16 protein-coding genes and 1 pseudogene are annotated in these 13974 nt (G+C 45.5%); 4 read left to right on the forward strand and 13 right to left on the reverse strand.

Translation table 11 applies throughout. The annotated features are described in order from the left end of the window. Positions 1 to 119 precede the first annotated feature (119 nt). Entirely contained in the window at positions 120 to 398 is a 279-nt protein-coding gene (locus tag JG770_RS01505; RefSeq protein ID WP_291954256.1) for an AbrB/MazE/SpoVT family DNA-binding domain-containing protein, read from the forward strand. 18 nt (positions 399 to 416) lie between these two features. On the opposite strand, the gene rsmI is transcribed toward JG770_RS01505, so the two are convergent. From rsmI to JG770_RS01545, 8 genes are all read right to left on the reverse strand, one after another. Further along, a complete protein-coding gene (rsmI, locus tag JG770_RS01510) occupies positions 417 to 1271 on the reverse strand; it encodes a 16S rRNA (cytidine(1402)-2'-O)-methyltransferase (RefSeq protein WP_291954258.1) in 855 nt (284 codons plus the stop codon). Then, the gene (locus tag JG770_RS01515) at positions 1261 to 2019 is read right to left on the reverse strand and encodes a tRNA1(Val) (adenine(37)-N6)-methyltransferase (RefSeq protein ID WP_291954261.1); all 759 of its coding nucleotides are present in this window, start codon (positions 2017 to 2019) and stop codon (positions 1261 to 1263) included. The genes rsmI and JG770_RS01515 overlap by 11 nt, the downstream gene beginning before the upstream one ends. 4 nt (positions 2020 to 2023) lie before the next feature. Further along, a complete protein-coding gene (locus tag JG770_RS01520; protein ID WP_291954263.1) occupies positions 2024 to 3424 on the reverse strand; it encodes a DUF4340 domain-containing protein in 1401 nt (466 codons plus the stop codon). Then, positions 3421 to 4851, reverse strand: a complete 1431-nt coding sequence (locus JG770_RS01525) for a GldG family protein (protein ID WP_291954265.1) — start codon at positions 4849 to 4851, stop codon at positions 3421 to 3423. Before JG770_RS01525 ends, JG770_RS01520 begins: the two co-directional genes overlap by 4 nt. Positions 4852 to 4866: 15 nt before the next feature. Next, entirely contained in the window at positions 4867 to 5730 is an 864-nt protein-coding gene (locus JG770_RS01530) for an ABC transporter permease (protein ID WP_291954267.1), read from the reverse strand. 6 nt (positions 5731 to 5736) lie between these two features. Further along, positions 5737 to 6681 carry an ABC transporter ATP-binding protein gene (locus tag JG770_RS01535; RefSeq protein ID WP_291954269.1) on the reverse strand — a complete coding sequence of 315 codons (945 nt, stop codon included), beginning with the start codon at positions 6679 to 6681 and terminating at the stop codon, positions 5737 to 5739. Between the two features lie 248 nt (positions 6682 to 6929). Next, a complete protein-coding gene (gene alr / locus JG770_RS01540) occupies positions 6930 to 8060 on the reverse strand; it encodes an alanine racemase (RefSeq protein ID WP_291954271.1) in 1131 nt (376 codons plus the stop codon). Then, positions 8061 to 9167 carry a peptidoglycan bridge formation glycyltransferase FemA/FemB family protein gene (locus tag JG770_RS01545; RefSeq protein WP_291954273.1) on the reverse strand — a complete coding sequence of 369 codons (1107 nt, stop codon included), beginning with the start codon at positions 9165 to 9167 and terminating at the stop codon, positions 8061 to 8063. It abuts the gene before it with no gap. Between the two features lie 160 nt (positions 9168 to 9327). On the opposite strand from JG770_RS01545, the gene JG770_RS01550 reads away from it, so the two are divergent. Beyond that, complete coding sequence (locus JG770_RS01550; RefSeq protein WP_291954276.1) at positions 9328 to 9852, forward strand: phosphatase PAP2 family protein; 525 nt, start codon at positions 9328 to 9330, stop codon at positions 9850 to 9852. 20 nt (positions 9853 to 9872) lie between these two features. Here the strand turns inward: JG770_RS01550 and JG770_RS01555 are convergent, their stop codons facing one another. Further along, positions 9873 to 10730: a sugar phosphate isomerase/epimerase family protein gene (locus JG770_RS01555; RefSeq protein WP_291954279.1), complete on the reverse strand. Its 858-nt coding sequence runs from the start codon at positions 10728 to 10730 to the stop codon at positions 9873 to 9875. A gap of 90 nt (positions 10731 to 10820) precedes the next feature. After that, positions 10821 to 10982, reverse strand: a complete 162-nt coding sequence (locus tag JG770_RS01560) for a hypothetical protein (RefSeq protein WP_291954281.1) — start codon at positions 10980 to 10982, stop codon at positions 10821 to 10823. A 106-nt stretch (positions 10983 to 11088) separates the two neighbouring features. Between JG770_RS01560 and JG770_RS10620 the strand changes: the two are divergent. Further along, positions 11089 to 11649 (forward strand): annotated as a pseudogene (locus JG770_RS10620) (GNAT family N-acetyltransferase); the annotation flags it as partial. Positions 11650 to 11679: 30 nt separating this feature from the next. Then, positions 11680 to 12018 (forward strand): VOC family protein, encoded by a 339-nt coding sequence (locus JG770_RS10625; RefSeq protein WP_363320876.1) that lies wholly within the window; start codon positions 11680 to 11682, stop codon positions 12016 to 12018. A gap of 67 nt (positions 12019 to 12085) precedes the next feature. On the opposite strand, the gene JG770_RS01570 is transcribed toward JG770_RS10625, so the two are convergent. The 3 genes from JG770_RS01570 to JG770_RS01580 all read right to left on the reverse strand — a co-directional run bounded on the left by JG770_RS01570 (position 12086) and on the right by JG770_RS01580 (position 13883). Beyond that, a complete protein-coding gene (locus JG770_RS01570) occupies positions 12086 to 12997 on the reverse strand; it encodes a Gfo/Idh/MocA family oxidoreductase (protein ID WP_291954287.1) in 912 nt (303 codons plus the stop codon). Positions 12998 to 13117: 120 nt separating this feature from the next. After that, positions 13118 to 13606 (reverse strand): ferredoxin-thioredoxin reductase catalytic domain-containing protein, encoded by a 489-nt coding sequence (locus JG770_RS01575; RefSeq protein ID WP_291954289.1) that lies wholly within the window; start codon positions 13604 to 13606, stop codon positions 13118 to 13120. Next, complete coding sequence (locus JG770_RS01580) at positions 13593 to 13883, reverse strand: glutaredoxin family protein (RefSeq protein WP_291954292.1); 291 nt, start codon at positions 13881 to 13883, stop codon at positions 13593 to 13595. The genes JG770_RS01575 and JG770_RS01580 overlap by 14 nt, the downstream gene beginning before the upstream one ends. Positions 13884 to 13974: the final 91 nt, after the last annotated feature.

The raw sequence follows: 13974 nt of genomic DNA on the forward strand, positions 1-13974 counted from the left end.
TCAGTTGAAGAATAAAGAAAAATTTATGTTTTTTTTCTGCAAACATATTGACTTTTAATGTCACGTTTGATAAGATAGAAACGTAAATTTTGTCGAAATATGTTGAAGGAGGAGATATCATGAAATCTACGGGAATCGTAAGGAAAGTCGACGAGCTGGGTAGGGTAGTAATACCTATAGAGCTGAGGAGAACGCTCAACATATCCCAGAGGGATGCACTGGAGATTTATGTGGATGGCGAGCACATCATATTGAAAAAGTATGAACCCGCCTGCATATTCTGCGGTGATGCCGACGGCGTACAACTTTACAAAGGCAAAAATATATGCAAAAACTGTTTAGCTGAAATAGCCGATGAATTCGGTGATAAAAAAGAGGCTGCCGACGAGAGCAAATAATAGTTTTTCACCCTGCGCCTAAGGGCGCAGGGCTTTTTTATATACCTCGTTTTTAGGCAGGCCGGTATCGGCAGCCACCTGTTTGATCGCATCCTTCTTGCTCATGCCACGCTGCATATAATCTGATATGCGCTGCTCCACAGTAATACCATCATCGGCATCTTGCACCGCAGCCCCTTCATAACCCTTCAGCACCAACACGAACTCGCCCCGAGGCTGTGCGTCCTCGAAATGCGCTATCATCTCGCCTATTGTCCCCCTGATCACTTGTTCATGTATTTTGGTAATCTCCCTGGCCACCGCCATGGGCCTGTCGCCAAGCCATGCCAAAAGGTCGCCCAGCGTTGTCAGCAAACGATGCGGCGCCTCATACAGCACCACTGTCCGACGTTCGTATCTCAGCGCCTCCAAATGCGACCGCCGCTCTTTTTTACCCCGAGGCAAAAACCCCTCGAATACATACCTGTCTCCGCTGAACCCCGATACGGCCAGAGCGGCCGATACCGCCGTAGGCCCCGGCACGACGCTTACAGGCAATCCCGCTTCATGCACCGCTTCGACCACGACGCTGCCCGGATCCGATGTAACCGGCATGCCGGCATCGGTAACCAGAGCAACGCTGCATCCTTTGCTTATCAAATCCACTATCTCGCCGGCCCGCTGTCTTTCATTGTGCTCATGACAGCTTATAAGCGTCTTATGAATGTCATAATGATTTAGCAGCTTCAATGTCTGGCGCGTGTCCTCGGCAGCTATGTAATCGACATTTTGCAGCACCTTCAGCGCTCTGAGCGTTATATCCTCGAGATTACCTATAGGCGTACCGCATATATATAAGCAGCCGGGCTTTGCATCTTTTTGCTCATCCGCCATGTTCTGGCACCTCCATGCCATATATTCCGTATATCTCGTCCGTATACATCCCTTCAGCACCGTATATGATCAAAGCCGGCATAATGTCCATATGGGGCTGTGCACCTTTAATGCCTTCAATCAGAAACATAACGGGCTTTTTATCAGCAAAAGGCTGTACCATGCGCAACCTTTTGGGTTCTATGCCAGCCTTGCGCATACCGCATATGGCATCAGCCAAGCGGGCCGGGCGATGTATCATATAAAAACGGCCTTTATTTTTCAAAAGCGCCGATGCAGCGTTTACAACATCATCCAGCGTGCATTTGAGCTCATATGTAGCTATAGCCCTTGCGTCCGACGGGCTTACATGGCCGCTGCCTGCTTTGCGGTAAGGTGGATTGGATATTACAGCATCGGCTAAGCTTATACCCAATATGCCGTCGGCCTTTCTTATATCCCCTTCTATTATATCCACGCGCCCTTCAAGGTCATTCAGCATAACACTGCGTCGGGCCATATCGGCCATTTCACGCTGTATCTCCAAGCCGTATATCTTGCTTGCCGCCGTCTTACACGCCAAAAGCAGCGGTATAACACCGCTGCCCGTGCCAAGATCCACGACTGTATCACCCGGCTTTATGCGAGCAAAGTTTGCAAGCAACACCGCATCTATGCCAAAGCTGAAAAGCCGTGGACTTTGGATGATCTTAAGCCCGCCACACTGAAGATCATCCAATCTCTCTTCTTCTTTTAATTCAACATCCATGTCATCAATCGGCCTCAAGCTTGCCGGCTATGAGATCCTCGAGATCCTGCAGCATCTTATCGACCTGCTGTTTAGATAGAACAAATTCTGCCTTGCCTCCGCGGAACACCGCATAAAAGTCCCGGTTGTACGGCACATAGTTTACATGTACCTCGCGCTCGCTCCCCTTATTCAGGAAAAAGGTGGTTTTAACCTCGGGCACTTCTTCCAATTGTTCATCGATTTCGGCATCGACCGTCATGCCTATAAGGCTTTGGTAATATTGCTTAAACGGATCTTCTTCGACGACCTTACCATCCACTTTATAGGTGGTGATCACCTCATCCTCTTCGCCCTCTTCTTCGGCCTTCTTGGTCGTCCGGCTCAGCGTTATATCGTGCGTCTTGCCATTAGCCTCTACTATAATCCTGTCGACATCATCTATATTTACTATATACGCGAATTTCTCCATTATATCATAAGGCTCGGTATCCATAAACGTCAGTTTATCCTTGCTCATGACATACACTGAAGGCGAATCGGCCGTCTTAAAGTAAACCTGTGTATCATCTTTATCGTCACCGATGAGTAGATGAAGCGTATTTTGCTTATCTTTGACAATCAGCTCGCCTTTGGGCTTATCCAAGCCGTATTGCGCCAGATCCTTCGGATTATCCTCCACAAACCCGTCTATAGCGATATTGGGCAGGGCATCAAGCACCGGCTGAAAATATTGCGTATCCACACCGACGGGCTCGCTATAAGGCTGCGTCATTTGCCACAACCCCAGTCCGAATTGAGCTTGATCCTCGGTCTGACTTTCGTTGGTCTTAATCTCTATGGTACGGCCACCCTCTTTCCACATCTTCAAATACGTGAGTTCTTGTGTATTTATTTGAGGCAGCGTTGTATCCCGCACATCGTTTAGGGTATAGCTCAAATGCTCACCATGATTCATCCATACCTCATATACTTTCGGATCACCCTCTGCCATAAGGTAATAGGTACCGGTAGGCGTCTTATTGCCCAAATAGAGCGTCTTGACCGTATTATCTTTGAGCGTGGCCATCGCCGTAACCACAGGCTCCTTAAGGCCATACTGGGCCAAATCTTGCGGATCCTCTTCGACCACCTGCTCGGCATACAGGCTGGCAAAGGTATAGGCTAAGTCATCAACCGCAGTTTGATTCAATGCTATGGATTCGTTGCCCTCAGCCACCCATTTGTCGTCTTTTTTGACAAAGGTTAAGCTCCCATCTTTACGTTCAAGCGTCATTTTGACTATATCGTCTTTATTGAGCTTGGAAATCTCCACGCTCTCGCTATCCTGTTCGGCTTGCTGGGGACGTCTTGTGAGATACGCGTATGTTCCGGCAAGCAATGCCAACACTACAACCAGTATAATGACATTGCGCGTTCTTCTCATAGGTGCCTCCTTACCAGCCATACCCTAAGGCCCATACCCAATATTACAAGCGGTATTATTATAACCACTATAGCTGCCAGTATAATGACCTGTAAAGATGTCATATTAAGGTAATCCGGGGTTAAGCTCTTAGGGGTTATGGATATACTCTCGGTTTGATCCCGCAACCAATTTATGCTGTTTATCACCACGTCTATATTAGCCGGAAATTGTGTCGTAATCTGCGAATCCACTATAGCCGAAGAACCCATCACTATTATTTTGGTGTCTTTTACATCAACATCGGAAGATTTATCGGTTATAGCAACGGCCACATCAAACGGTCCTTCCAAATCGCCGGTTTCTTTTTCCGGTGTCGTAGATTCCAAGTTAACCTTGCCCCATGAATCGGAAGACGTCGTGAGGAGTGGCTGTATCTCTATCGATCTCTTCTTTATCTCCGCTTCTTTTATAGGCTGCGCTACCGGCATAATAACTGTAAGTTTATTGGATTTAAGCGGGCTGACTATATCGTGATCGCCGAAAGAGGGTATCAGCAACACCGGATCACCGGCGTTATGGCTGCGATCACCGTCCATTACCACCGCGCGTTCAAGTTCTACGCCATAGCTGTTGAATAATGCCTGGAAGTTTGGCAATTCACTGTTTAATAAATCCATCATAAATATCGCTCGGCCGCCTTTGGACAGATAATCCCGCAGTTTTTCATCTTCCTCGGCGGATATATCCATCTTGGGCGACAAGATCAATACCGCCTCAGCATCATCGGGCACTTTATCCGACGTAACCAAATTCAGCTCTTTTAACTCGAAGTTCTGATTTTCAAGCTGTTTGGAAAGGTCCGGCGGGACGGCTTCCTCGTTATGCCCCTGCAGAGCATACAGCACGCTGCTTTTCTCCGATGTCACGTATATAAGCGCGCCGGTGACCTGTTGTTCTATGGCCAGCGAATCGGCTTGCTGTTGGCCGGTATATTGATCATAGCTATAATTTACTAGGTCATATGAGTCTATGACCTTATATTTATCTCCGGCGTCGACTATCAGCGAGCCTTCGCTCAAGTTTGTGCCGTCTTGGCTGTACTTTTGCGCAAAAGTCGGATTCTTGACCGGATCGATGAATTTTATATTTATTTTATCGGAGTAATTAGCATATTGATCGAGTATCTCCTTTACGGTTATATTTTCTTGTCCGGTTTTGTATAAACCGTATATAGTTATATCTTTTTTTATGGTATCCATGGTCTTATAGCTCTGATCCGACAATGAGAAATACCTGTTCTTAGTCAAATCTACTTTCCATGGTATCTGATCCACAACGAGATTTACTGCTATCAATATGGCTATGACCACTACTGTGATCAAAGCCGAATAACCGCCATATCGGAATTTTTTATTGCGGAAAGAGGCTGCTATATTAAGCTTCATTATAATACTTTCCCCCTAACTCCATCTTTTCTTCTCTATGTTTCTTATAGTCAGAAACACAAATGCCGCCGAAAACGTAATATAATATACAATAGGGCTCAGGCTTAAAATACCCAGGCTGAATTCATTATACCTGTTCAACAACGAGAACCAAGCCAATACCTTACCTATGAAACCCGTATAAATGTCCTTATTGGCTATATACAACCCGGCTATCACCGCGCCACCGGCTATAGCTGCAACGAGGCTGACATATATATTCCGCGCCGCTGAATAAAGCCATATGGCGACAGCAGCTACCAGAGCTGATGCAAATACTACGCCGGATACTATATCCGTAGGCACCACGCTCTGCAACGCGTCCATAACCCATAAAAGCAACAGCACGCTAAATGTTACCACGGCCGCTATAACCTGATTATCGGTAAGCGATGATATGAACAACCCAATCGCTATAAATGTGGAACCCAGCAAGAAGAATCCCACATAGCCGCCTATGATCTCCCATACCGCTATGTCGCCGAAAAAGCTCATCATGACCGGATACATGCATGTTATAAGGAGCGTTATAAGAAATACCGTTACAGCCGCAAAGTATTTGCCTATTATCATCTCGCCAACGCTCAAAGGCGACGTTAAAAGAAGAACATCGGTCTTTTGGCGCATCTCTTCAGCCAACAGCCTCATAGTCAATATAGGCACCACTATAAGGAATATAAATGTCAAATTGCCCAACATGCCGTTGTAATTAGCCACCATAGGAAATAGGTTGGATATAGCGAAGAAAAATCCGGCTATCAATAAGAAGAAACCCATGAAGACATAACCGGTAGGGGTTGAAAAATATGCTTTTAACTCTTTTTTATATACACCGATCATCGTATATTATGAAACCTCGCTTTCCTGTGTCGTAACCTGCATAAAGATCTCCTCCAGGCTGAGATCCAAAGGCCGCATCATAAGAATTGGGCAATCAGCGCGGCTCAATGCATTGAATACAGGACGGCGAATATCCACCTCTTGGTCTGGGTCTACCACGACGTCTACAGTGCCCGGTTCAAAAGTACCCCTCGGCTCTACTCTGGCAATCCCAGGCACCTGTTCCAGCGCCGCCACGACCTGTTTCTCCGGCGCCGCTACCCTGAGCGACAAACGCCCTCCGCCCAAATGCTTGGATAAGTTATCAGGCGTGCCGGCTGCCACGATCTTGCCTTTATTTATGATGATTATACGATCGCATACGGCGCTGACCTCAGGCAATATATGTGAGCTCAGTATTATAGTATGGGATTTGCCCAGCCTTTTTATAAGATCGCGCATCTCTATGATCTGTCTCGGATCCAAGCCTACGGTCGGCTCGTCCAGCACAAGTACCTGCGGATTTCCTATCATGGCCTGTGCCACGCCGACGCGCTGCTTATAGCCCTTTGAAAGGTTTTTTATCAAGCGGCCTTTTACATCGTCTATCTTAACGATATCCATTATCCTCTCCAGGCTTTGCTTGCGTTCGGCGCTCGACACCTTTCTTATATCACATACAAAGTCAAGGTACTCCGCTACTGTCATATCCATATACAGCGGCGGAAACTCCGGTAAATAACCTATCCTCTTTTTTGCTTCTTCCGGTTGATCCAGAATATCTATGCCGTCTATCTTCACCGTGCCTTCAGTGGCCGATATATACCCGGTTATGATATTCATAGTGGTAGACTTGCCGGCGCCGTTCGGGCCAAGAAAGCCCAGGATCTCGCCATCGTTTACTGTAAAGCTTACATGATCTACAGCAACATGCTGACCATAGCGCTTGGTAACATTTTGGACTTCGATCAAGTAACACCCTCCTCAAATACATATTTGCATGATAATAATATCAAAACATTTTAAACAAACGGTCAACAAATTATAAATTTACCATTCAGCCACCGTGCCGTCGCTGTTTCTCCATACGGGATTTTTCCATTCATAACCCTCGGCATCGGCTGCCATAACCCTCTATCGAAAGGCGTTTATAAAAATAAAAACGGCTTTAATTTGTTTGAGCTGGCAAATGAATCGTTGTATTTTAAATCGGCTCACTGTCATTTTTCCATCTTGTTTGACACTACCTCATTATATTTATATATCCTCGGCACCGTATCGTCGAGATATACGGGATCTATAGCCACCAATACCTCGTCGCCCGGGTGGGCGTCAACGTCGCTTAAATCCACGACTGCCAACTGCAAGCCTATCCTGCCAAGGATACGCAAAGGCCTGCCGTCTTTGAATACGATTGGTACCGGCCTAAGATAATCCATAATATCGTGATACAATATTCTTAATAAATCCAAAAAGCGAAATGCATAGTTGCGGCGCTGTACCTTCAGCCCCTCGAAATAGCCAAAGGGTATTACGCCTATGCGCATAGGCTTCGGCGTACGATATGTGCAGCCATAACCTATATATGCACCTTTGGGCATATCCCTCACATCTATTAATATTGCTTTTAACAAAGCTGCTTTTTTAAGCTTAACCGATTTATTTTTAAACATAGCAGTACCAAAAAGCGCCCCTCCCACACGCACCATATCCAACCGTGCCTGCGGAAAATCCATGGCCGCAACCGAATTGGCCGCATGGCGTATCTGCACTTTTATCCCGCCTGCTCCCAGCTTGTCCAAACATTTATTAAAACGCTCCAACTGCGACAGCGTATAATCCGGCTTTTGGGCAAACGCCGCCGCGAAATGAGTAAACGCCCCTTCGTACTCCAAATGTTCAAATGCCTTTAACCTGTCAATGACTCCATCCAATTCATCGTATGTAAAACCGAAACGTCCCATACCCGTATCGAATTTCAAATGCACCTTAAACATAATATCCTCTTGAGCAGCTATGTCGTTGAGCATAGCCGCGGCATTGAGATTATATATGGCAGGCGTTATATCATATTTTATGAATTTTCGGCAGTCATCTCTATCCACCGGACCGGTAAAACACAATATCCTTACTTCTATACCGCTTTCTCTAATCTGCACACCCTCATCCAAAAATTCCACTCCAAACCACTCTACACCGGCATCGGCCAATGCTGTCGATACCTCTACGGCGCCATGCCCATAAGCATTGCCTTTCACCACCGCCATGACGGGCACATCTACCTCCTTTTGTATAGCTTCCAGATTATTGATAATAGCCCTTTTATCTACCTCCAAATACCTTGCAAGCACCTATTCCATTCCTCCTACCGCATCATGTTCGTGCTTCTCCATATCCTCCTTTGAGCGTTTCAACATAAGCGTCACCTTGCGGCGCGCCTTTCGGAATGCAGGTACAGCCTTTTGCCATATGGAATACCACATAGAGCTCAATACCATATCGAATTCGCCTATAAACTCAGTAAATTCTCCATTAAAGCCTTTCTTAAATCTATAAAGGCCGTACAAAGGGTTGTCTGGATTTATATCGCCGGAAACGCCACGAAAATCATACATTGTACAACCCCGCTCTTTGGCGCGCTTTATCATCTCCCATTGCAGGAGATAATTCGGCATGACATTCCTGTGCTCATTGCTGCTGGCCCCGTATAGATACCAGCATTTATCACCGCAAAAAAGACAAATAATACCCGAAACAATTTGGCCTTGATACTCTGCCAAAGCCAACTCCATATATCCTTTATCGTACAGGCAGTCATACATTTTCTCAAAATATGAAAGCGGCCGGACCACAAAATTATCCCTTAAACCTGTGACCTCCATAATCTGATGAAATGCTGGCAAATCTTGGCGTGTACCCATGCGAACCGTTACGCCCTTTCTTTCGGCCAGTCGTATATTATAGCGCGTCTTACTGTGGAAATTGGCCATAAGCTCATCTAAATCAGGCCTTATATCAAGGCGAAATACAAAGCGCGGCTGTATACCCTCGAAATTTAAGGCCTCTTCATTTCTCATAAAGCCTAAATCTTCAAGGTTTTTGATAACCTCGCTGTCATCGGCTTTTATATCCGGATCTATCTTGAGCATAATGGCGTTGTACTGTTTGGCCAGCTTTTTCACCTCAGTAATAAGGAATGTCAACACCGTTTTATCGTGCATATCGCATACAGGGCCTCTCGGCGAATATATCATATTCTTACCTATTATCGGCAGCTTTCTTATGAGCAGCAGCATAGATGCCTTGATATTCCCCTGGTCTTCCAACATCACATATACGTGTTCCCAATTATCGTCTTTAACCGCAGCCCATTCCAGTGTTTGAAGTATGTGCCCCTTAGGATGATTTTCCACAAACTTTGTGTATAAATCCTTATCTCCGTTTATTATTACTCTCATCGAAACGCGTTTCTCCTTTTGTTAGTGAACCATATATATTATCCCTCATAGTCAGTACACCGTCAATATATAAAAAAAATTAACATCAGTTTAACGCAAAGAAATGAAATATGCAGTATAATATAGTTAGACGAAGTAGCTTTTGTAAAGGAGGCTTGCAATGCAACATTGCACAAATATAGCAAAAAACATAGAGGCCATGACCTTCTATTTTATAAACCATAAACTAAAATGCCGGACGCTGGACGCAGCGATGCCGCGTATAACGCATATGGGAAATGCTTTTTTCACTATAGGATTAGCGCTTGCTATAATACTTTTCGGAAAAAGCGATACTAAAATCGTCGGCTGGCAGGCTTTAGCGGCTTTAGTATCGAGCCACTGTCTGGTGCAATTGCTTAAGCTGTTGCTGCGCAGGATGAGGCCTTTTGTCACGCTTAAAGACGTAAACATACTGGGTAAGCTACCAAAGGACCCCTCTTTCCCATCCGGTCATTCCACAGCAAGCTTTGCCCTTGCTACATCATTGACTTTATACTGGCCGGCTATCGCCGCCATAAGTATGTCAGCCGCAGTCTTGGTGGCCCTATCGCGCGTGTACCTCGGTTATCATTATCCATCTGATATAATGGCCGGCACGCTTCTTGGCATCATATCTGCACTAGGCATAGGCTGGATAATATAAGAAATCGGGTGCGCCCCCCATTATTTTACCGAGCGCATATACCGCTCAAGATTGCTTCTGCCCACGCTTATGCCCAATATCGCATCCTCCATCCCCTCAAATTCTATAGATATAACACCGTCATAACCGTATGTCTTGAGCATTTTAAGGCACTGTATAACGGGCACATCGCCATGACCTATAATAGCCCCTCTGAGATAATTTCCGGCACGCGATTTAAACCATCCGTCGCCCGGATCGGGCAGCATGCCGCTTTTTACATGAAAATCCTTAACGTGCACGTGAAACACATACGGTAACAGTTTGCCCACCGCAATGGCCGGGTCCTCATCAGCACAGAGAAAGTTGCCTATATCCAGCAGAAGCCCAAAATTCGTGTGATTTACACCGTTTATCAGTTTCTCTACCCTGTCGCTGTCCTGACAAAAGAATCCATGATTTTCTACCATGGTCTTTATGCCTAGTCCCTCAGCATATTCGGTCACAGCTCGGTAACCCTTCACCAAAACCGGCAGCGCATCATCAAATCCTCTCGGTCCATGATAATCCGGCGAAAAGCCATAAGTAGCATCGTGGCGCATGAAGGACGCCCCTAACTCAAAGGCTATCTTCACTTCTTGTTTCAGGCGTTCTATTTCGTTATCCAGACCATTGTTTATAAAATCGGCACCTACAGCGTAATTTACCACTTCGATGCCGGCCTCGTCACATGCCTGTTTCACTTCCGCAGCATAAACCAATGGATCCATGTCGTCGGGCATTAGCGGCAAACCGGAGAATTCGATGTGCTTAAAACCCATTTCGGCCGCCTTATGTACTATCTGTAAGGCATCCATTCGGCATTTGCTATAACTATACGAGCTAACGCCTATCCCCATAAATATAACCCCCTATACGTAATCTTTCTTTCATTATACATTTCCCGCAATGCGTTTGCAAGCCTATCGATTCCTTCAATGCTCTTGTTTTTACCCTATAAAAGCAGCAAAGCCTTCTTCACCAGCCCGCGTCAGATCGTTTGTTTGTTCTTGGTTAATATAAGGGCAAACTGCTGCCATACTTTGGGCCAAAATATTATTGCCAACAACCTTGATATTGTGATATACTCCCATTAAACGGTTCCTCTTCATTTAATTTTCTCATAGGTATGAACTGCTACTCCAAATTCCACAGATTTTGGGACATCTTCGATTTGCAATATGCTTTATCTTAAGGATAATTGGGAAGGTTGATGCTATGACACACAAAGGTACAGTTACGCTTGAAACAGAGAGGCTTATACTTCGGCGGTTCACGATGGACGATGCAGAACCAATGTTCCGCAATTGGGCGAGCGACCCGGAAGTGACAAAATACTTAACATGGCCTACGCACAAAAATGTTGATATTTCGCGTGAGGTCATAAAGAATTGGCTCTCCGCCTACGAGTCTGAAAGAAAATACGAGTGGGCGATCGAGCTTAAAAGTCTTCATGAGCCGATTGGCAGCATTTCAGCAGTAAAAGTAGAAGACAACACGAATTTAGTACATATCGGTTATTGTATCGGCAGACCTTGGTGGCATAAAGGCTATACAAGTGAAGCGCTGACCCGTCTTGTCCGATTTTTCTTTGAAGAAGTCGGTGCAAATAGGATTGAAGCGTGCTTTGACCCGCGAAACCGTAATTCCGGTAAGGTTATGGCAAAAGCAGGTCTTAAATACGAAGGAACCATGCGACAAGCCAACCGAAACAATCAAGGGATATGCGATGCAGCATATTACGCAATCCTCGCTGATGATTATTTCGGAAAAGGGCAAAAAAGAGGTATCTCCATCGGCGACATTTCCATCGACTGCGCCGACCCCGCTCGAACACGCGATTTTTACGCCGCTTTAACCGGCTGGGAAAAGCGCGAGGCTTATGGCTGTCCTGCCCTTGTTGGAGATAATGGTTTATTGATTCTCTTTACAGTGCCCGAAGTAAAGCATGTCCCTCCTGTCTGGCCGGAGGAAGCTGGCAAGCAACAGAAACAAATGCACTTCAACTTTCAAGTTGACGATTTGCCCGCCGTTGCTAATGAAGCCATCCGACTCGGTGCAACCAAAGCCGCAAAGCAATTTGGCGGCGAACATTTCGTGACGATGCTCGACCCAGAGGGACATCCGTTTTGTCTGTGCGCCAAGTGAGAAACGCCATGCAGATACCCGAAGAAATAATAAAACCTAAGGAGTGCCTTTGGCACTCCTTATTATGTTATCTTGCAAAGGCCAATTCTCTGTCCACCGCTACCGGAGATTTCCTCTTTATAGAATCCAGTATCGCGAATATCGTTATAGCATCCCCGTACTCCATTTCCGGCGTCGTATACAGAGGCTCTTGTCCCATAACAGCATTGTAGAAATTGGCCAGCTCGTTATAGTAACCGCGCCCCGGCGTATATGGTATCTGCCGGCTAGTACCGTCGTTATACGCAATGTTTATCGTGCCGCACGAGCGCTCTTCCAAATACACTTCACCTTTTGTGCCAAATATGCGCAGTCCTATAAGCGGCCGCTGCATCTCCATGCCTTCATCGAAGAAACTAAACTGGCCCAATACGCCGCTCTTAAACTGCATGTTGGCCTGAATTACAGAATAAGGGGAGAATTCATCTTCCTCCATATCCCTTTGCTTACGGCCGAAAGCATGCACGCTGTCTATGGCACCGAATATATGGCGTAAACCCGCTATATCATGGACACAGTAATCCATGAATATGCCGCCGGGAAATTCCGGATGCTGGCGCCATTCGCGTGCCGCAAAATCATCTTTGAGCATTTCGTCCGGAAAGTTCGCGACACGGTTTTCTATAAAATAATAAACCTCACCTATATCCTGTGTGCGGATAAGGTCCCTGATTATATTATTCTCTTCATTATACCGGTAATTTTCAGCTATCATTATCGGTATATTATACCGCTTTGGCAGCTCCCTTGCGGCCTCGGCTTCCTGGCGTGTGGGTGCCAGCGGTTTCTCGCATATTATAGGCTTACCGGCCTTGGCGACATCTTCAGTAACCTGAAAGTTAAGCTCTATAGGCACCATTATATCGAAAACATCTATATCGGTGCGCTTTATAATATCCCTATGGTGGATAATGGAGCTTTTCAAACGCCATACCCACACCTATAATGCCTACTCGCAGCTTTTTCATAATATTTCCTCCTGCATAACAATTTTAAATTATAAACATATAATATTCTTTGTAGTATTCTTAATTATTATGCCGCTGCGCTATATTTTAATTTACATAAATCTCTCAAATTTTTCTTTTTTTGCTTTACATATAGGGCATGCTTCGGGCGGTTGTTGACGAGCGCACAGATATCCGCAAACCTTGCATCGCCATACCGGCAACGGAAGTGAACCGCTGAAGGAAGAATCCACACCCTCGTGTTGCTCATTTTTTCCCCTTCTCTCCGGAATAGGCTGTATTTGCACATCGCCGTTCGCAATCTCTTGCGATACATATAAACCGCAATAGCAAGAACCATACTGCGCTACATCAGCATCCCTGTAATCGCATGGGCATATGATGTCGCGATCGTCTTCAATCCGGCCCGATGCCAGTCTGCATGGACAAGATTGATAACCATACCGTTTTTCATTTATAAGCAGGCCTTCCATCAAGCCAAGCGTAAAATCCGCATCCGGATTCAACCTATAGCCTGAGCTTTCGGCTTCGGCTTTTTTCTCTTTATACAACCTATCTATATCCTCTTTATTTATCTCCATATCCGAGCGCCTCCTTAAGCTCTTGTTCCCTATAACCGATAATCACTTTGTCATCATCTATAATAATAGTAGGAAATGAAAGCATAGGATTCCACCTGCCCATCTCGTCCCTCACCTTATCGACATCATCCCCGGTGACCAGATCGACATCGATGTAATAATAATCCACACCCAATCTGTTCAAAAGCGCTTTGGTCTTTCTGCACCAAATGCATGTGCTCAAAGCAAAGAAATTGATCTTGCCTCTATTTTCCCCATCGACGTGTTTCCATTCCATAAATATCGCCCTTTCTTCAGCAAATACTGTGGAAATCTTTCCGTCATTATTATACCATGCAAAAAGTTGTTATGATATACTTATAATATCC

It is taken from the genome of Mahella sp., assembly GCF_020054945.1.
GTDB lineage: Bacteria > Bacillota > Clostridia > Mahellales > Mahellaceae > Mahella.

Coding starts and splice junctions, on each gene's coding strand:
- JG770_RS01505 (WP_291954256.1), top strand. CDS start 120: ATGAAATCTACGGGAATCGTAAGGAAAGTCGACGAGCTGGGTAGGGTA.
- rsmI (WP_291954258.1), bottom strand. CDS start 1,271: ATGGCGGATGAGCAAAAAGATGCAAAGCCCGGCTGCTTATATATATGC.
- JG770_RS01515 (WP_291954261.1), bottom strand. CDS start 2,019: ATGGATGTTGAATTAAAAGAAGAAGAGAGATTGGATGATCTTCAGTGT.
- JG770_RS01520 (WP_291954263.1), bottom strand. CDS start 3,424: ATGAGAAGAACGCGCAATGTCATTATACTGGTTGTAGTGTTGGCATTG.
- JG770_RS01525 (WP_291954265.1), bottom strand. CDS start 4,851: ATGAAGCTTAATATAGCAGCCTCTTTCCGCAATAAAAAATTCCGATAT.
- JG770_RS01530 (WP_291954267.1), bottom strand. CDS start 5,730: ATGATCGGTGTATATAAAAAAGAGTTAAAAGCATATTTTTCAACCCCT.
- JG770_RS01545 (WP_291954273.1), bottom strand. CDS start 9,167: ATGAGAGTAATAATAAACGGAGATAAGGATTTATACACAAAGTTTGTG.
- JG770_RS01550 (WP_291954276.1), top strand. CDS start 9,328: ATGCAACATTGCACAAATATAGCAAAAAACATAGAGGCCATGACCTTC.
- JG770_RS01555 (WP_291954279.1), bottom strand. CDS start 10,730: ATGGGGATAGGCGTTAGCTCGTATAGTTATAGCAAATGCCGAATGGAT.
- JG770_RS01560 (WP_291954281.1), bottom strand. CDS start 10,982: ATGAAGAGGAACCGTTTAATGGGAGTATATCACAATATCAAGGTTGTT.
- JG770_RS01575 (WP_291954289.1), bottom strand. CDS start 13,606: ATGGAGATAAATAAAGAGGATATAGATAGGTTGTATAAAGAGAAAAAA.
- JG770_RS01580 (WP_291954292.1), bottom strand. CDS start 13,883: ATGGAATGGAAACACGTCGATGGGGAAAATAGAGGCAAGATCAATTTC.